General features: G+C 74.8%; 13 protein-coding genes, 1 pseudogene and 1 riboswitch. Of the genes and pseudogenes, 6 read left to right on the top strand and 8 right to left on the bottom strand.

Annotated features, from left to right (window positions below; translation table 11 throughout):
- Positions 1-102: 102 nt before the first annotated feature.
- Positions 103-255: riboswitch (cyclic di-AMP (ydaO/yuaA leader) on the top strand.
- Between the two features lie 7 nt (positions 256-262).
- Both BLR33_RS21415 and BLR33_RS21410 read left to right on the top strand, forming a co-directional pair.
- Complete coding sequence (locus BLR33_RS21415) at positions 263-1312, top strand: C40 family peptidase (RefSeq protein WP_093786163.1); 1050 nt, start codon at positions 263-265, stop codon at positions 1310-1312.
- 415 nt (positions 1313-1727) lie between these two features.
- Positions 1728-2939 carry a C40 family peptidase gene (locus tag BLR33_RS21410; RefSeq protein ID WP_093786162.1) on the top strand — a complete coding sequence of 404 codons (1212 nt, stop codon included), beginning with the start codon at positions 1728-1730 and terminating at the stop codon, positions 2937-2939.
- A gap of 51 nt (positions 2940-2990) precedes the next feature.
- Here BLR33_RS21410 and BLR33_RS21405 read toward each other — a convergent pair whose 3' ends face one another.
- Entirely contained in the window at positions 2991-3899 is a 909-nt protein-coding gene (locus BLR33_RS21405) for a transglutaminase-like domain-containing protein (RefSeq protein ID WP_093786161.1), read from the bottom strand.
- A gap of 215 nt (positions 3900-4114) precedes the next feature.
- Between BLR33_RS21405 and BLR33_RS21400 the strand changes: the two genes are divergently transcribed.
- Positions 4115-4399 carry a hypothetical protein gene (locus BLR33_RS21400; RefSeq protein ID WP_093786160.1) on the top strand — a complete coding sequence of 95 codons (285 nt, stop codon included), beginning with the start codon at positions 4115-4117 and terminating at the stop codon, positions 4397-4399.
- Between the two features lie 85 nt (positions 4400-4484).
- Here BLR33_RS21400 and BLR33_RS21395 read toward each other — a convergent pair whose 3' ends face one another.
- Positions 4485-5201 carry a LuxR C-terminal-related transcriptional regulator gene (locus BLR33_RS21395; RefSeq protein ID WP_093786159.1) on the bottom strand — a complete coding sequence of 239 codons (717 nt, stop codon included), beginning with the start codon at positions 5199-5201 and terminating at the stop codon, positions 4485-4487.
- Positions 5198-6499 (bottom strand): ATP-binding protein, encoded by a 1302-nt coding sequence (locus BLR33_RS21390; protein WP_093786158.1) that lies wholly within the window; start codon positions 6497-6499, stop codon positions 5198-5200. Before BLR33_RS21390 ends, BLR33_RS21395 begins: the two co-directional genes overlap by 4 nt.
- Positions 6500-6634: 135 nt before the next feature.
- On the opposite strand from BLR33_RS21390, the gene BLR33_RS21385 reads away from it, so the two are divergent.
- Positions 6635-7951: a PspC domain-containing protein gene (locus BLR33_RS21385; RefSeq protein ID WP_176930366.1), complete on the top strand. Its 1317-nt coding sequence runs from the start codon at positions 6635-6637 to the stop codon at positions 7949-7951.
- Positions 7948-8172, top strand: a complete 225-nt coding sequence (locus BLR33_RS21380; protein WP_093786156.1) for a hypothetical protein — start codon at positions 7948-7950, stop codon at positions 8170-8172. The genes BLR33_RS21385 and BLR33_RS21380 overlap by 4 nt, the downstream gene beginning before the upstream one ends.
- A gap of 46 nt (positions 8173-8218) precedes the next feature.
- Here BLR33_RS21380 and BLR33_RS21375 read toward each other — a convergent pair.
- Both BLR33_RS21375 and guaA read right to left on the bottom strand, forming a co-directional pair.
- Positions 8219-8692, bottom strand: a pseudogene (locus BLR33_RS21375) (DoxX family membrane protein); the annotation flags it as partial.
- Positions 8693-8927: 235 nt separating this feature from the next.
- Positions 8928-10508 (bottom strand): glutamine-hydrolyzing GMP synthase, encoded by a 1581-nt coding sequence (gene guaA, locus BLR33_RS21370; RefSeq protein ID WP_093786154.1) that lies wholly within the window; start codon positions 10506-10508, stop codon positions 8928-8930.
- 340 nt (positions 10509-10848) lie between these two features.
- On the opposite strand from guaA, the gene BLR33_RS21365 reads away from it, so the two are divergent.
- Complete coding sequence (locus tag BLR33_RS21365) at positions 10849-11115, top strand: chorismate mutase (protein ID WP_245771551.1); 267 nt, start codon at positions 10849-10851, stop codon at positions 11113-11115.
- Positions 11116-11533: 418 nt separating this feature from the next.
- Here the strand turns inward: BLR33_RS21365 and BLR33_RS21360 are convergent, their stop codons facing one another.
- The 3 genes from BLR33_RS21360 to BLR33_RS21350 all read right to left on the bottom strand — a co-directional run bounded on the left by BLR33_RS21360 (position 11534) and on the right by BLR33_RS21350 (position 17331).
- Positions 11534-13342 (bottom strand): GMC oxidoreductase, encoded by a 1809-nt coding sequence (locus BLR33_RS21360; RefSeq protein ID WP_093786152.1) that lies wholly within the window; start codon positions 13340-13342, stop codon positions 11534-11536.
- A gap of 49 nt (positions 13343-13391) precedes the next feature.
- A complete protein-coding gene (locus tag BLR33_RS21355) occupies positions 13392-15026 on the bottom strand; it encodes a succinic semialdehyde dehydrogenase (protein WP_093786151.1) in 1635 nt (544 codons plus the stop codon).
- Positions 15027-15261: 235 nt separating this feature from the next.
- Positions 15262-17331 (bottom strand): serine/threonine protein kinase, encoded by a 2070-nt coding sequence (locus BLR33_RS21350; RefSeq protein ID WP_093786150.1) that lies wholly within the window; start codon positions 17329-17331, stop codon positions 15262-15264.
- Positions 17332-17354 lie beyond the last annotated feature (23 nt).

Below are 17354 nucleotides of genomic sequence, written 5' to 3'. Positions count from 1 at the left end.
CGATTTCGGTCACATTGCAATCCAAACTTCCCAAGACCCGCCGAAGTTGACTACGGTGACCCGCTAGGTGGCGCGCCCCCCGCCGGCACACGGCCCGGCAGCGAGCCACCTCCGCTCAATCCGGCCTCGGCCGGAGCCGGGGACCCACAGGCACATCGGGGTGAATCGGGGCAGGACGCGCAGGCGTCCGACCCGTAGGGCGACCTTTCCGCCCGAACCCGTCAGCTAACCCGGTCGGCGGTCCACGGAAGGAGTCGCCTCCTTGGCGTCGCACCGCAAGCCGCGTACCCGGATACTCGCCTCGGCCGGGCCGCGCGCCGCCGTCGGCCTGACCGCCACGGCCCTGGCATCGGTCACCTTGATGAGCGAGACCGCCCACGCGGCCCCGGCTCCTGCCAAGCCCTCCATCAGCGAGGTCAAGAAGCAGGTCGACACGCTCAACCAGCAGGCCGAGGTGGCCACCCAGCAGTACGACCAGGCCAAGGAGAAGACCGCGGCGCAGCGCGCCACCACCAACCAGCTGCTCGCCCAGGTCGCCGACAAGACCGAGAAGATGAACGAGTCGCGGCGCATCCTCGGCCAGTTCGCCGACGAGCAGTACCGCAACGGCGGCCTGGACGAGACCACGCAGCTGCTGCTCTCCGACGACCCGGCGGAGTTCCTCTCCCAGGCCCACCTGCTCGACCGCCTCTCCGGCACCCAGGAGCAGGCGCTGCAGAACTTCAAGGCCCAGCAGGAGCAGGCGTCGATCCAGCGCGCCAAGGCCACCGCGAGCCTGCGGCAGCTGACCACCGCGCAGGGCAGGCTCGCCACGCAGAAGAAGAACGTGCAGACGAAGCTGGCCGCCGCCCAGAAGCTGCTCAACAGCCTCAACGCCGCCCAGCGCGCCAAGCTCGCCGCCATGCAGCCCAAGCCGACCTCCACCTCGGCGAAGACCAGTTACACCTACAACGGCCCCGCCTCCGGCCGCGCGGCCGCCGCCATCCAATTCGCGCTGGCCCAGCGCGGCAAGCCGTACGTCTCCGGCGGCACCGGCCCGAACTCCTACGACTGCTCGGGGCTGACCCAGGCCGCGTACAAGGCCGCCGGCATCACCATCGGCCGCACCACCTGGGACCAGGTCAAGGACGGCACGGCGGTCTCGGAGTCCGATCTGCGCCCTGGCGACCTGGTGTTCTTCTACTCCGGCATCAGCCACGTCGGCATCTACCTCGGCAACGGCCAGGTCGTGCACGCCCCGCACACCGGTGCCACGGTCGAGATCGCCCCGATGAGCTGGATGCCCTTCGCCGCGGCCCGCCGCATCGCCTGAGCCGCCACTCACTCCTGACCGCACCACCTGATCCACCGCGGCTGCCCCGTACGGCACGCCCGCGTCGCCCGCCGGGGAGCAACGACTCCGGCGGGCGACGTGCGTGGGCGCCGCGCCAGGCGCCCGGTCGCGGTGCGCGGTCGGGCCGTACGGTCGCGGTGCGGAGGGAATCGGGCGCGCGGCCTCGCCCGGCGGTCGGAAACGGTCGCGGCCCGCGGAATTGGGACCAGTCCCGGTCACCTGCCCGGGCGGAGCCCCCGCGCGGGTCTAGCGTCGCTCGCAGGTGGCCGCCCCACCGCCTCCGCGACCCGGGGGCGCGGCCACCCCCACCGATGTCCGGCGGCGCCGTGTTCCCCCGTGCAGGCGCCGCCGGGCCTTCGCCCGGCACACCGAACGCTTGAGGAGTGACGGCCGCATGGCCTCGCACAGTCGCCGCGCCGCCTTACCCGCGGCCCCGAGTGACCCGCAACCCCCCCACCACCGGGACCGGCACCGGCCCCACCCCGAGCCGCAGTCCCCCGAGCAGGTCACGCCGCTGGCGGCGGCTCCCGCCCCGCGGCCCGCCCGCTCCCCCGGCGCCCACCGCGCCCCCCGCCTCCCCCGCACCCCCGTCCGCGCGGCCCTCTCGCTCGCCCTCGCCTCCGCCGCTTCGGTGAGCCTGCTGGGCGAAGGCGCCCAGGCCGAGCCGGAGCCGGGCCGGGCCGCCGTGGAGGCCCAGGTGGAGGCGCTCTACCGGCAGGCCGACGCGGCGACCCAGGACTACGACGGCGCCAAGGCGAAAGCCGAGACCGCCCGGCAGGACGTGGCCCGCCTCCAGGACGAACTCGCCCGCAAGACCGCGGGGATGAACGCCACCCGGGACGAGCTGGGCACGATCGCCGCCGCGCAGTACCGCTCCGGCACCCTCGACCCCGCACTGCAGCTCGCCCTCAGCTCCTCCCCCGACTCCTACCTCCAGCAGGTGGGCGCCCTCGACCAGTTGGGCGGGCGGCAGAGCGCGGTGCTGGCGCAACTCGCCGGGCAGAAGCGGGACATCGAGCAGACACGGACCCAGGCGGGCGCGAAGCTCGCCGCGCTGAAGGCCGCGCAGGCGCAGCTCGCCGACCGCAAGAAGGCGGTCCAGGACAAGTTGCGCCGGGCGCGGAAGCTGCTGGCCCGGCTCACCCCGCCGCAGCGCGCGGCCGTGGAGTCCGCCGACGGGCCGGCCGCCCCCACCGCCGTGCCCGCCGCCGACCGCGGCACCTCCCGCGCCCCGATCGGCACCCTCCCGGCGCCGTCGAGCCGGGCCGCCCAGGCCGTCGCCTTCGCCTACCGGGCCCTCGGCCTGCCCTACGTCTGGGGCGCCACCGGCCCGAACGCGTACGACTGCTCGGGCCTGACCCAGGCGGCCTGGCGTGCGGCGGGCGTCGCGCTGCCGCGCACCACCTACACCCAGATCAACGCGGGCACCCGGGTGCCGGAGTCCCAACTGCGGCCGGGCGACCTGGTGTTCTTCTACTCCGGCATCAGCCACGTCGGCATCTACATCGGCGACGGCAGGATGATCCACGCCCCGCACCCCGGCGCGGCGGTGCGCATCGCGCCGATCTCCGAGATGCCCTTCGCGGGGGCCACCCGGCCCGTCTGAGCCCGAAGGCCGGTACGGGCGGCGCCCAACTCCCCTGCGCAGAGGGGCCGTTCAGCGCAGGGTGACCTGGACCGGGCCGTTGAAGGGGGCGAGCGACAGGACGGTGGGCGGAGTGCGCAAGCCGTCGTGGTCGGCGAAAAGGGCGCGGGCGCGCTCGAAGGGGACGTCGTCACCGGTGACGAGCGCGGCCCGGTCGTACAGGTCGCGCACCTCGTCGGCCATCTCGCCCTCGCCCTGCGCGCCCACCCCCCACACGTCCCACAGCAGGGTCTCGACCTTGTTGAGGGCGGCCAGGTCCAGCCGGATGTTGCCGGCCACGAACCAGGGGCCGACCAGCGGCTGGTCCGGCAGCGGCAGCCCGAAGGTGTCCGGGTCGGCCGCCCCGGCCCGGATCGCCCGCCACGCCGTGCCCGCGGTGAGGAACCTGTCGCGCGGCACGTCGGCCGGGTCGAAGGGCAGCGGGTGGCGCTCGGGGTCGGCGATCTGGGCGTCGGCGAGCAGCCAGCCGCGCTGCTCGTCCCAGTACTCGGTGACGACGTGGTCGTAGTGGAAGCCGTCGCCGCCGAAGTAGTCGGCGAAGCCCGAGCGCATCCGCGCCGGTATCCCGACGTGCCGCAGCAGCGAGACGTGCAGCAGCGTGAAGTCCCGGCAGATCCCGACGAACCGGTCGGCGTACGCCCGCGGTTCGACCAGGGGCGCGCCGTCACGCGCCACGAGCAGCCGCAGGATGTCGTCGACGTAGCGGGTCTCGGCGTCGTTGTGCATCCGGTCCTCGGGGATCGGTATGCCGAACTGCTCGCCCTCCACCCGGTGGACCATCACGTCGCGGACCACCCGGGCCAGCTTGCCGGGGTCGCGCGGCAGGTCGGCGTACCAGCCGACGAGGGCGCCGGGGTCGCTGACGGTGCTCTGGGCGGTGTAGAAGGCGGCGGCCTCCCGGCCGAGGACATGTGCGGCCATTGCTGGTTACCCCCTGCGGCTCGGTCGCCTCACCGTGCCAAAACCCACCGGGGTTGTCCAGGGAACGGACCCGGCCGGTGCCCGTTGCCGGGTCACGATTGCGGACACCGGTCCCACCGGGCCGCGGGACAGGCGTAGTCTCGACGACCGCCCGGGAATCCGAGGTGACGGGAGATGCAAAGATGCAAGCCCTGACAGCGAGTTGGGGAGCCTGGATGAGCGCCTACGAGCGCTGCTGGAAGGAACTGCCCGACCCGGCGCCCCACGTGCACTGCCCGTCCTGCGGCGCGGCCGGGCTGCACCTGGTGTTCTGCGGGCTGCCCGCCGACCGCGTCGGCTACGCCTCCTTCTGGTGCGGAACGTGCCTGACCGGGCTCCACCTGAGCCGCTGCCCGGTCCCCGACGGCGTGCCGATGGAGTCGATCGACACCCCTGTGGAGCAGCGCGCGGTCCGCGTGCCGAACTACACCCTGCTCTGGCCGGACGAGGACGAGGCGTAACGCGGCAGCCGTTCGCAACCGGCGGCGATCAGCGGCAACGAGCAGCAACTGCCGGGCGGTCGGCGACGGCAACCGTCGGCAGCCGTCACACCAGCCGGCGGGCCGTCGCCCACCGGGTCAGCTCGTGCCGGTTGGACAGCTGCAGCTTGCGCAGCACCGCCGAGACGTGGGACTCCACCGTCTTGACGGAGATGAACAGCTGCTTGGCGATCTCCTTGTACGCGTAGCCGCGCGCGATCAGCCGCAGCACCTCGCGCTCGCGCTGGGTGAGGCGATCCAGGTCCTCGTCCACGGGCGGCGCGTCGGTGGAGGCGAAGGCGTCCAGCACGAAGCCGGCCAGCCGGGGCGAGAAGACCGCGTCGCCGTCGCGCACCCGGAAGATGGAGTCCACCAGGTCGGGCCCGGTGATGGTCTTGGTGACGTAGCCGCGGGCGCCGCCGCGGATCACGCCGATGACGTCCTCGGCCGCGTCGGAGACCGACAGGGCCAGGAAGCGCACCGGGTGGTCGGGGTCGGCCGACAGGGCCGCGCACCGGCGCAGCACCTCGACCCCACCGCCGCCGGGCAGGTGGACGTCGAGCAGCACCACCTCGGGCCGGGTGGCGGTGACGACGGCGACCGCCTGGTCGACGTCGGCCGCCTCGCCGACGACCTCCACGCCGGTCTCGGCGGTGGCGCCGATCTCGGCCTGCACCCCGGTGCGGAACATCCGGTGGTCGTCGACGAGCACCACCCGCACCCGGCGTGCCTCCTGCGCGGGCTCCGCCCCCGTGGACCCCGTGGGCCCCATGGGCTCGCTCATGCCGCCGCCACCCTCTCCATCTCGAGTTCGACCTCCGTGCCGCCGCCGGGCGCGGCCCGCAGCCGTGCCTCGCCGCCGTTGCGCCGCATCCGTCCGATGATCGATTGTCGTACGCCCATCCGGTCCTCGGGAACCTGGTCGAGGTCGAAGCCGGGGCCGTGGTCGCGCACGGAGACGAAGACCTTGTCCTCCTCGACCTCGGCGTAGACCTGGACCGGCCCGCCGCTGCCACCGTACTTGGCCGCGTTGACCATGGCCTCGCGCGCGGCCTGCATCTGCGCCGCCAGCCGCTCGTCCAGCGGGCAGTCGCCCACGCACACCACCTCCACCGGCACCCCGTGGGCGTCCTCGACCTCGGCGGCCGCCGCCCGCACGGCGTCGGCGAGCGTGCTCGGCTCGTCGTCGCGGCCGGTGCCCTCGGGGCGGTAGAGCCAGGCCCGCAGCTCGCGTTCCTGGGCCCGGGCGAGCCGGGCGACCTCGCGCGGGTCCTCGGCGTTGCGCTGAATCAGGGTGAGGGTGTGCAGCACGCTGTCGTGCACGTGGGCGGCCACCTCCGCCCGTTCCTGGGCGCGGATGCGCATCAGCCGCTCGTCCGACAGGTCCTGCGCCATGCGCACCAGGTAGGGCCCGGCGATCAGGGCGACGCCGACCAGGACGGCGAGCGCGGCCTGCAGCACTCCGCCGAGGTGGCTGCCCGACCCGCGCACCACGATGAAGCCGGTGACACCGGCCACCACCAGCGCCACCCCGCCCGCGGCCCGCACCAGCGGCCAGAACCGCTTGCCGTGGCTCATCTCCACCCAGCGGGCCTTGCGGGCGTTGTCCGCCTGCCGCCACACCAGGGCGACCCCGAGCGCGATCACCAGCAGCGGCCACACCGCGCGGTTGGCGGCGCCGAGGTTGAGGTTGTCCACCAGCAGCCCGGTGCCGGCGGCGAGCGCGACCAGCGCGATGATCTGGCCCTTGTCCGGGCGCCGGCCGGCCAGCCAGGAGCGGGCGTCGCGCGGCTCCTTCGCCTCGGCGACACCGCCCACGCCCAGCGGCACGAAGAACCAGAAGACGGCGTAGAGCAGCACCCCGATGCCGTTGAAGGCGGCCAGCACCAGGAAGAGCGCGCGCACCCACAGCACCGGCAGCCCGAGGTGCCCGGCCAGGCCGCGCGCCACCCCGCCCACCATCCGTCCCTCGGAGCTGCGGTACAGCTTGCGCACGCCGGACTCCGCCGGGTCGGGCGCGGTGAGGAAGGACGCGCCGGACACCGGGCCGGAGGGCCCCTGGGCCGGGTTGCTGGCTGGCATACCCCCGATCGTCACACAGCGCCGCGGTATAGGTCATCAGGGTCGGACCCCCAGGGGACGCCCGGGGCGCGGATCAGGGTCGTACCAGGGTCCCCGGGCTCCCACGGGGGCGCCGGGGAGGCCACCATGGTCCTCATGACGGACGAGCACACCCGCGCCCGCCCCGCAGGCGGCGGCACCACCCGGGCCGCGCCCTGCGACGAGCGGGAGCCGCGGGCGGACGGCGAGGCGCCGGACCGCCCGCGGCTGCGCCGCGGCCGCGAGGGCGGCGGCCGGGTGCTGGCGGGGGTGTGCCACGGCGCCGGCCGCTACTTCGACGTCGATCCGGTGATCTTCCGCATCGTGCTGGTGCTGCTCTCGCTGACCGGCGGCATCGGCCTGATCCTCTACGGGCTGGGCTGGCTGGTCGTCCCGCAGGAGGGCGAGGAGGAGAGCGAGGCGCACCGGCTGCTGTCGGGCCGGATCGAGGGGGCGCCGCTGACCGCGGTGCTGATGGCGCTGGTCGGCTGCGGCCTGTACGCCTCGATGCTGGGCGACGGCGCCAACCAGGCGTTCTCGCTGCTGCTGCTGTTCGCGACGGCCGCCGCCGTGTACTGGTCGCAGCAGCGCGGCCGGGCCCAGGCCGGGGGCGAGGCGGCGCCGGCCGGTGCCCGCCCCGCCGCCGAGGCGCCGCCGGAGGCGCAGGCCCCGCCCGGGCCCGGCACCACCCCGTCGTGGTGGCGCGAGCCGCTGACGAAGGAGCCGGCCTACCTGTGGGGGCCCGACGACGGTCCCTACGAGGCGGAGGACCGCCAGGCCTGGCGGCAGCGCCGGCGGGAGGTGCGCCGGGAGCACTCCTCCTGGCTGTTCGGCCTGGTGGTGTTCGTCCTCACGGTGGCGGCAGCCGCCCTCGGCACCGGTCTTTCCTGGCCGCACCGGCCGTCCGGGGTGAGCATCGAGACCGGCCTGGCCGCCGCGCTCGCCGTGCTGGGCTGTGCCTTCGTGGTGGCGTCGGTGGCGGGCCGGACCCGCGGCGGCACCGTCTTCTGGTCGCTGGTGGTGCTCGCCGGCCTGATCGCGGCGGCCGCGCTGCCCCGCGCCGGCCAGGGCCTGGGCACGACCCGGTGGCGCCCGCAGGACGCGGCCGCCGTGCGGGGCTCCTACGAGCGGGGGGCCGGCACCGGCCGGCTGGACCTGCGGGCGCTGCGGCTGGACGGTGCCACCGTCCGCACGCGGCTGAAGGTCGGCGCGGGAGAGGCCGAGGTGCTGCTGCCCCGCGACGCGACCGTGCGCCTGGTCTACAGCGTGGGCGCCGGCCGGGTCGTCCTGCCCGGCACGGAGCACAGGGGGTACCGGGTGCGCAATGTGCGGCACCGGGTGCTGGGCTACGGGCCGGCCGCGGGCGTGGCGTCCACCGGCACCGTGGACCTCGATGTCAGCGTGGGCGCGGGACAGCTGGAGGTGGTCCGGTGAGGCGGCACCGCTTCGAGCCCGCGGCCCTGGTGATGGGCCTGGTGCTGATCACGCTGGCCGTCTTCTTCCTGCTGGACGCGTCCGGGGTGTGGGACCTGTCCCGGCCGCGCGAGACCGTGCCGATCGTCGTCTCGGGCCTGGCCCTGGCGGCGGTGACGGCGCTGGTCACGCAGGCGGTGCGGATCGTACGGGGCCGCCTGCGGCGGCGTCGGCGGACGTAGCGCGCTGCGGAGCGACCGCGGGGCCGTCGGTGGCCGGCAGCTGCCCGGCCGGGCCGCCCGTGCGGCGCTGCTTGATCAGCCGGTCCAGCGACAGGTAGGGCGTGCCGGCGAGCACCAGCGGCAGCCACGCCATCAGGTAGGCGAGGTCGTTGCCGTAGTAGTAGGGCGTGGTCGCCCAGCTGACGGTCAGCCACAGGCTGAGCGAGATCAGGGCGCCGCCGAGCGCGGCGAGCCGGCCGAGCAGTCCGAAGAGCACACCGAGGCCCACGGCGAGTTCGCCGAGCGCGATGGCGTAGCCGAAGCCGTGCGGCGCCTTGAGCGCGAGGTCGACCAGTGCCGGCACGGCCGCCGAGTCGCGCACCCCGTGCATCGTCTGCACCAGGGAGCCGTTGGCGGAGTCGGTGAAGAAGGTGCTGCTGGTCAGCTTGTCGATCCCGGCGTAGGTGAAGGTCACGCCGAGGAAGATCCGCAACGGCAGCAGCGCGTAGCGGCGTGCGGTCTCCCGTGCCACGTCGAGCATGGTCTCCTGCCTCTCCCGCCGCCCCCGTCGATGGGGTGGGCAGGAGGGCCGGAGGGTCCTCCGCGGGGCGGCGTCACCGGGTCATACGTACACCCGCGCGCTGTGACTCAACGCGCGGGCGACGGATGTGGCGGCAGGAAAACGGCACCGGATCGGCGCGAGGACGGCACGACGCGGCACGAGAGCGGCGCCCCAGTGGCTCAGGACCCGCCCGGTGGCCCGGGGCGCGGGCCCGTCACTCCCACTCGATGGTGCCCGGCGGCTTGCTCGTGACGTCGAGCACGACCCGGTTGACGTCCTTGACCTCGTTGGTGATCCGGGTGGAGATGCGGGCGAGCACGTCGTAGGGCAGCCGGGACCAGTCGGCGGTCATGGCGTCCTCGGAGGACACCGGGCGCAGCACCACGGGGTGGCCGTACGTGCGGCCGTCGCCCTGGACGCCGACCGAGCGGACGTCGGCGAGCAGCACCACCGGGCACTGCCAGATCTCGCGGTCCAGGCCGGCCGCGGTCAGCTCCTCGCGGGCGATGGCGTCGGCCTCGCGCAGCAGGTCGAGCCGCTCGCGGGTGACCTCGCCGACGATCCGGATGCCCAGGCCCGGGCCGGGGAACGGCTGCCGCTGGACGATCTCCTCGGGCAGCCCCAGCTCCTGGCCGACCATCCGGACCTCGTCCTTGAAGAGCTTGCGCAGCGGCTCGACGAGCTGGAACTGCAGGTCCTCGGGGAGGCCGCCGACGTTGTGGTGCGACTTGATGTTGGCGGTGCCGGTGCCGCCGCCGGACTCCACCACGTCCGGGTAGAGGGTGCCCTGGACCAGGAACTCCACCGGCTGGTCGCCCGGCGCCTCGGCGATGATCTCGGCCTGCGCCTGCTCGAAGACCCGGATGAACTCGCGGCCGATGATCTTGCGCTTCTGCTCGGGGTCGGAGACCCCTTCCAGCGCCGCGAGGAACCGCTCGCTCGCGTCCACGACCTTCAGCTTGACCCCGGTGGCGGCCACGAAGTCCTTCTCGACCTGCTCGGTCTCGCCCTTGCGCATCAGGCCGTGGTCGACGTAGACGCAGGTCAGCCGGTCGCCGATGGCGCGCTGCACGAGGGCGGCGGCGACCGCGGAGTCCACGCCGCCGGACAGCCCGCAGATCGCCCGCCGGTCGCCGACCTGGGCGCGCACGAGCGCGATCTGCTCCTCCACGACGCCCGAGGTGGTCCAGGTGGGCTCAAGGCCCGCGCCGCGGTAGAGGAAGTGCTCCAGGATCTGCTGGCCGTGCACGGTGTGCATGACCTCGGGGTGGTACTGCACGCCGTACAGCCGCCGGGCGTCGTCCTCGAAGGCGGCCACCGGCACAACGTCGGTCGAGGCGGTGACGACGAAGCCCTCGGGCGCGGCCGAGCAGGCGTCGCCGTGGGACATCCACACCGACTGCTCGGCGGGGGTGCCCTCGAAGAGGGTGGAGCCGGGCCGGGAGACGGTCAGCTCGGTGCGGCCGTACTCGCGGGCGCCGGTGTTGTCCACGGTGCCGCCCAGCGCGGTGGCCATCAGCTGGAAGCCGTAGCACATGCCGAAGACGGGCACGCCGGCCTCGAAGATCTCCCGCTCCAGGGTGGGGGCGCCCGGCTCGTACACCGAGGAGGGGCCGCCGGAGAGGATGATCGCGGCGGGGCGGCGGGCGAGGATCTCGGCCACCGGTGTCGTGGAGGGCACGATCTCGCTGTAGACCCGGGCCTCGCGCACGCGGCGCGCGATGAGCTGGGCGTACTGCGCGCCGAAGTCGACGACGAGGACGGTCTGGGGGTCGGCTGGGGTCGCTGATGACACGGGCGGCCTTCCGGCGAGCGGTACGGGGTGCTGCGGGACGACTGGACGACGACGGCGTGACCAGGAGGCCAAGTCTACCGTCGGGGACCGGCGGGCCTTGCGCGCGGGCCGGGGAGGTGGTCCATACTGGCGCCATGCACACGCACGCCTCCGCGTCCTTCGCGTTTACCTATGGCACCGGCCCGTCCGGCTGCCACAGGTCGCGTCGCGTGAGCTGACGACCAAGCGACCTCCCACGGCGCCCCGGGCCACTCGGCCCGGGGCGTCTTGCATGGTCGCCGCCGGACCGGGCCCGGGTCGCAAGGGGTCGCACCTGACCGACCGACCCGAGGAGCACACCGTGAGCGACACCCTCCCCCAGGACGCCGAGCGCGTCATCGCCGAGGCCCGGCAGCGCATCGACGCCCTGGACACCCGCATCATCGAGCTGGTCCACGAGCGGATGGCCGCCTCCGGGCAGGTGCAGCAGGCCCGCATGGGCGCCGGCGGCCGCCGGGTGCACCTGGCCCGCGAGATGGAGATCCTGCGCGCGTACGGCGACGCGCTCGGCCGGCCCGGCACCGCGCTCGCAATGACGCTGCTGGAGCTGTGCCGCGGCCGCGTCTGACCGCGGGTCCGGCCGCAGGTTCGGCGGGGCCCGGCGGCAAGTTCGCGGCGGGCCCCGCGATCCGGCCCGGCAGGTCCGGCGGACCGTTTCTGCCCGGGCGCCGGAAGGACCCTTTCGAGGGGGATCACCCGAACGGCACGTGACCGGCCCGCGGCCCCTTCGTTGGACGAGGTGTCCGTGCCAGCCAGGGGCGGTAACCCAACACCACGCGTGGATATGGACACCGCCCAGACGCAGCTGGGCGGGGTGTGACCGGTGCGATGAGGCGACCGCAGTCGTGCGGCCGCCGTGGGACCTCGCACCGGTGGAAGTGGCCGGACGGCAGGGGACAGCAGCCCGGTCGCGCCTTCAAAGAGGCGGTCGGCACCCGGGGACGCCCGGTGCCGGCCGCTCTGCGAGAGTACACATTACAGCGCCTTCAGGGCGTTTTGGGCACCTTCGGGACGGGCAGCAGCGGCAGCCGGAGCGCGCCGAACGCCTCCTCCGGCACCACCGGGGCGACCGGCGGCACCGCTGCGATCCTGCGGTACCCCGTGCCCTGCGCGGGCCGCGGGTCCGGCTCGCCCTTGTTCGGCCACAGCGCCATCGCCCGCTCGGCCTGCGCGGTGATGGTCAGCGACGGGTTGACGCCGAGGTTCGCCGAGACCGCGGAGCCGTCCACGACGTGGATGCCCGGGTGCCCGAAGAGCCGGTGGTAGGGGTCGATCACACCGCTCGCGGCATCCGCCCCGATCGGGCAGCCGCCCAGAAAGTGCGCGGTCATGGGCCGCTCGGTCGCCTCGCCGATGTTGCTGCCCGCGAAGCCGTTGATCTCCTCGGCGAGCAGCCGGGCCGCCGCCGCGCCCTCGGGGATGTGCACCGGGTTCGGCGTGCCGTGGCCCTGCCGCGCGGTCAGCCGCCCCTTGCCCGGGCCGCGCCGCTTGCGGTACGTGGTCAGCGAGTTGTCGCTGGTCTGCATCACCAGTCCGATGATCGTCCGCTCCGACCAGCGGACCTTCGACAGCGAGCGCAGCGCGATCGCCGGGTGCCGCAGGTGGGCCAGCACGAACTCGGCCCACCGCGGCAGCCGCCCCCCGTAGGGCGCGGCCATGACCGACAGACCGCCCATGGCGTTGGAGCCGCGGCCGTAGCGCACCGGCTCGATGTGCGTGTGGTCGTTGGGGTGCACCGAGGAGGTGATCGCCACCCCGCGGGTGAAGTCCAGCGGCCGGTCCGGGTGCCGCCTGCGGTAGCGCCGCTCGCTGGTCTGCGCGCCCACCAGCGCCTCGGAGTTGGTACGGGTCAACTCGCCGAGCCGGTCCGACAGGTGCGGCAGCCGGCCGGTGTCGCGCATGGCGTGCAGCAGGGTCTGGGTGCCGTGGGTGCCGGCGGCCAGCACCACCTGGCGGCAGCGCAGCACCCGGCGGGGGCCGCCGCGCAGCCGGTCGGTGGGGGCGGTGGTCACGCGGTGGCCACCGGCCGGGTCCTCGGCGACCTCCAGCACGGTCGTCATGGGGTGCACCCGGGCGCCGGCGCGCTCGGCGAGGTAGAGGTAGTTCTCGTTGAGGGTGTTCTTGGCGCCGTGCCGGCAGCCGGTCATGCACTCGCCGCACTCGGTGCACGCCCGCCGGCTCGGGCCGACGCCGCCGAAGTACGGGTCGGGTACCTCCTCGCCCGGGGCCGCGCGCACCCCGCCGGCGTCCTCGCCGTCGCCGAAGAACACCCCGACCGGGGCGAGGTGGAAGGTGTCGCCGACGCCCATCTTCTCGGCGGCGGCCCGCAGATGGACGTCCGAGGGTGTAACGGTGGGGTTCAGCCGCACCCCGAGCATCCGCTCGGCCTGGTCGTAGTAGGGCGCCAGCTCCTCCTGCCAGTCGGTGATGCCGCCCCACTGGCGGTCCCGGAAGAAGGCGGCGGGCGGCACGTAGAGGGTGTTGGCGTAGTTCAGCGAGCCGCCGCCGACCCCGGCGCCGGCCAGCACCAGCACCTTGCCCAGGACGTGGATGCGCTGGATGCCGTAGAGGCCGAGGGCCGGCGCCCACAGGTAATTGCGCAGGTCCCAGGAGTTCTTCGGCAGCTCCTCGCGGGCGAAGCGGCGGCCGGCCTCCAGGACGCCCACCCGGTAGCCCTTCTCGGTCAGCCGCAGCGCGGACACCGAGCCGCCGAAGCCGGAGCCGACGACGATCACGTCGTAGTCGTACGCGGCGCCGTCCTCCTCGGGGCCGGTGCCGCCTTCCTCGTGTGCCACGGTGGTCCTTCCGAACGTCGGTGCGGGCGCGGGCGGTTCGGGGCGCGGGTCAGCGCAGGCGGAGCGCCTTCATCAGCCGCAGCGAGCGGCCGACCAGGTTCGCGTAGGTCTCGTCCGACATGCCGAAGGCCGGGCCGAGGGGCATGATCCGCTGAGTGGCGATCGTCTGCGCCTCGGTGTACTTCATGATCCCCTCCGCGCCGTGCCGGCGGCCGAGCCCGGAGTCCTTCATCCCGCCCATGGGCGCGCGCACGCTGCCGTACGCCGCCCCGTACGCCTCGTTGATGTTGACGGTGCCCGACTGCAGACGGGCGGCGATCCGCCGGGCGCGGCGCGGATCGCGACTCCACACACTGGAGTTGAGGCCGAAGGCGGTGGCGTTGGCCAGCCGCACCGCCTCGTCCTCGTCGCGGAAGCGGTAGACCGAGACGACGGGGCCGAAGGTCTCCTCGGCGCACACCGCCATCGGCGGCTGCACGCCCTCCAGGATCGTCGGCTCGTAGACGTAGGGACCGATGTCGGGGCGGTGCCGGCCGCCGGTGACCACGGTGGCGCCCTTCTCCCGGGCCTCCTCCACGTGCCGGGTGACGGTGGCCAGTTGGCGCTCGCCGGCGAGCGAGCCCATCCCGGCGCCGTAGGCGAGCGCGGTGCCCAGCGGCAGCGCGCGGGTGCGGGCGGTGAAGCGGTCGAGGAAGGCGCCGGCCACCGACTCGTGCACGTAGAGCCGCTCCATCGAGATGCACAGCTGGCCCGCGGAGGAGAAGCAGGCCCGCACCGCGCCCTCGGCGGCCCTGTCCAGGTCGGCGTCGGCGAGCACCAGCAGCGCGTTCTTGCCGCCGAGTTCGAGCGAGGCGCCGACCAGCCGGGCGGCCGCGCCCAGCGCCACCTCGCGGCCGGTGCGGGTGGAGCCGGTGAAGGAGACGTAGTCGGCGTGCGCCACGACCGCCGGGCCCACGACGGGGCCCTCGCCGATGACCATCTGCCAGACGTCCTCGGGCAGTCCGGCCTCGATCAGCTGCCGGCGGGCCCACAGCGCGGTGAGCGCGGTCTCGGTGTCGGGCTTGGTCACCAGCGCGTTGCCGGCCGCGAGGGCGGGCAGCGCGTCGCCGACCGACAGCTCCAGCGGGTAGTTCCAGGGCGCGATCTGGCCGACCACCCCGCGCGGGTGGTGCAGCTCGACGACCTTGGTGAGCGCGGGCAGCGCCCCGGCGTGCCGGCGGGCCCGCAGGTAGGCGGGGGCCTTGAGGCCGTAGTGCCGGGCGGCGATCGCCACGATCTCCACTTCCTCGTGGGCGTGCAGCCGGGCCTTGCCGGTCTCCAGCTGGATCAGGTCCAGCACCTCGTCCTGCCGGCGCATCAGCAGGTCGTGGAAGCGCAGCAGCACCCGGCCCCGCTCGCGCGGCGAGGCCGCCGCCCACCCGGCCTGCGCGGCGCGGGCCCGCCGGTACGCCTCGGCGACGTCCTCGGGCCCGGCCTCGGGCAGCTCTGCGAGCAGTTCGCCGGTCAGCGGGGTGTGGTTCGCGGTCCGGCCGGAGCCGAGGACGCCGCGGGTCAGGTGGGCGACCAGCTCGGGCGTCACCACGTCGCGGGGGCCGCGCGCGACGGCCGGGGCGGGCGCGACGGGGTTGCCCACGGCGCCGTCGGCGTCGGTGCGGGGTGCGGTGCGGTCCGGCGAATCCGTCATGCCGGTGAGGGTACGGCGGGCGGCCCCTGCCGCATACCCGTCAGTAGCAACCTTTCACGGAAGGGGCACAATCACGCCAGCAGCCGGTGGCATGATCGGGATCGGCGCAGGTCACGGGGCCGGACGACCGAGCACGGGCCGGCCTGGGCGGGGGTGCCGGCCGAGCGCGGCGCGCGGCGCCGTCCATCCTGCCGACGACCGGACGGTCCGCGTCCGGCCCGCTGCCCGCGCGTGCTCAGCCCGCGGTGTACGTCTCCACGGCCTTGTCGAACGCCTGCTGGACGTCCGCCCGCTGGCTGTCCAGGCCGGTGACGAGCACCACGTGGTACTTCCCGTCGATGAGGATCGCCAGGTTGCGGGCGTAGATGCCCTGGCCGCTGGAGTCGCGGTAGGTGTACTCGCCCTCGGCGGCCGGGTGCCCGTCGAGCGTGAGGGACTGCAGCCCGGAGGCGGAGGACCAGGAGGAGGCGCGGAAGTCGGCGAGTTCGGCCTCGTTCAACTGGTAGGCGACCGGGTCGGTGCCGTAGGAGCCGGCGGAGTCGCGGCCGGGGACGACGGTCAGCTGCAGGTCGTCGCCGCTGAAGCGGACCTCGTCCTTGCCGTTGCGCCCGGTGCGCGCCCAGCCCTTGTGGACGGCGACGCTGAAGCCGTCGGCGTCGTGGTGCAGCGCGAAGTCCGGGCCGAGGGCGGGGGTGTTCGCCGGGGGCTTGGCGGGCGGCGCCGCGGCCTTGGTGGTGGGGTGCGTCGCGGGGGTGCTGCGCGGCTTGGGCGTCTTGGTGGCCGCCTTGCCGTCGTTCCCGGAGCCGCCGCCGGGCCCCGGCATGCGGGCGGGCACGCTGCGGTCGGGCTGCCCGGTGTCGGAGGTGCCGCGGTGCGGCATGACCAGCAGCGCGTAGGCCACCACGGCGGCGAGGATCAGCAGCACCGCGATGAGCAGCCGCAGGCCGAGCCGGCGCGGGGAGGCCGCCTCGGTGCCGCCGGGCCGGCGGTAGACGACGTCGTCCTCGTGGATGTGCGCGCGGGCGGCCGCGGCCGGGCCGCTGTGGTGCACGGAGGTGCGGGCCTCCGAACGGGCCGGGCGGGCCGGGGCTTCGGGCCGTACGGGCGCCGCCTTGCCCGGCCGGGGAAGGGGCGCGGGCTTGGCCGGCTTGGCCTGCTTGGGGGCGCGGGTCGCGCGGGCGGTCTTGCCGCGGGCGTGCCTGCGGTGCTGGGCGCCCTCGTCGGAGGAGCGGCGCCTGCGGCGCACCAGCTCGCCGCGGCGGCGCTTGACCGGCAGCCGGGCCGGGTCGGCGGGGACCTGGACGGTGGCGGTGCCGAGGTCGGGCTCGGGCGCGGAGCGGATCAGCGAGCGCAGCCAGCCGCCCAGTTCCTCGGCCTCGGGCCGCTCCTCGGGGTCGGGCCGCAGCAGCGACTCGACCACCGGCCGCAGCGGCCCGCAGTCCTCGGCGAAGGCGGGCGGCTCGGCGCAGACCAGCTGCACCAGCTCGGCGGCGCTCTCCTCGGGGTACGGCGGGTGGCCCTGCACGCTGCGGAAGAGCAGGGCGCCCAGCGCCCACAGGTCGGCGGCCGGGCCGACCGGCGGGGACAGCCGCCAGTTCTCGTGCACCTCGTGCGCCTGCTCGGGTGCCCAGCGCTCGGTGAGGGCGCCGACGACGGTGATCCGGTTCTGCCGGGCCCGCTCCTGCTCCAGCGCGGACTGCGGCCCGTGCCAGCCGGGTTCGGCGCCGCCGGCGAGCACCTGCTCGGGCAGCGGGTCGTAGCCGCACAGGGCCTCCTGGGCGGCTCCCGCGGCCAGGCCGCCGAGCATGGCCCGGCCGTCGTCGCAGACCAGGACGGTGCCGGCGGTGACGTTGCGGTGGGTCCAGCCATTGGCGTGCAGGGCGCGCAGCGCGGTGAGCACGTCGGAGGCGACCTCGGCGGCGCGGTAGGCGTCCAGCGGGCGTTCGGCCAGTAACGCGGCCAGCGGGCGGGCGGACACCAGTTCGCTCGCGATCCACAGGCTGCCGTCCTCGACGAAGATGTCGAAGACCTGCACCAGGCGCGGGTGGTCCGGTATCGCGGCGGCGGTGCGGGCCGCGTCCAGGGCGCGGCGGGCGCTCTCGCCGAGCCCGTCGGCGCTGTCGGGCCCGCCCTCGCCGTCCAGGAGTTCGGCCGAGACGACCTCGGGCAGCAGCACCTGGTGGACCAGGACCTCCTGGCCGCTGTAGGTGTCGAAGGCGCGGGTCTCCACCAGCTCGAAGCCGTCGGCCGGCGGCCGGGGCAGCCGGTACCGGTCGGCGAGCACCCGCCCTGCGTATTCCTCCACGGCGCCCCCCTTCCCGGCCCCTG

Origin of the sequence: Actinacidiphila guanduensis (assembly GCF_900103985.1) — a bacterium.
GTDB classification, from domain to species: domain Bacteria; phylum Actinomycetota; class Actinomycetes; order Streptomycetales; family Streptomycetaceae; genus Actinacidiphila; species Actinacidiphila guanduensis.
This window is presented reverse-complemented; position numbering and strand designations above follow the sequence as displayed.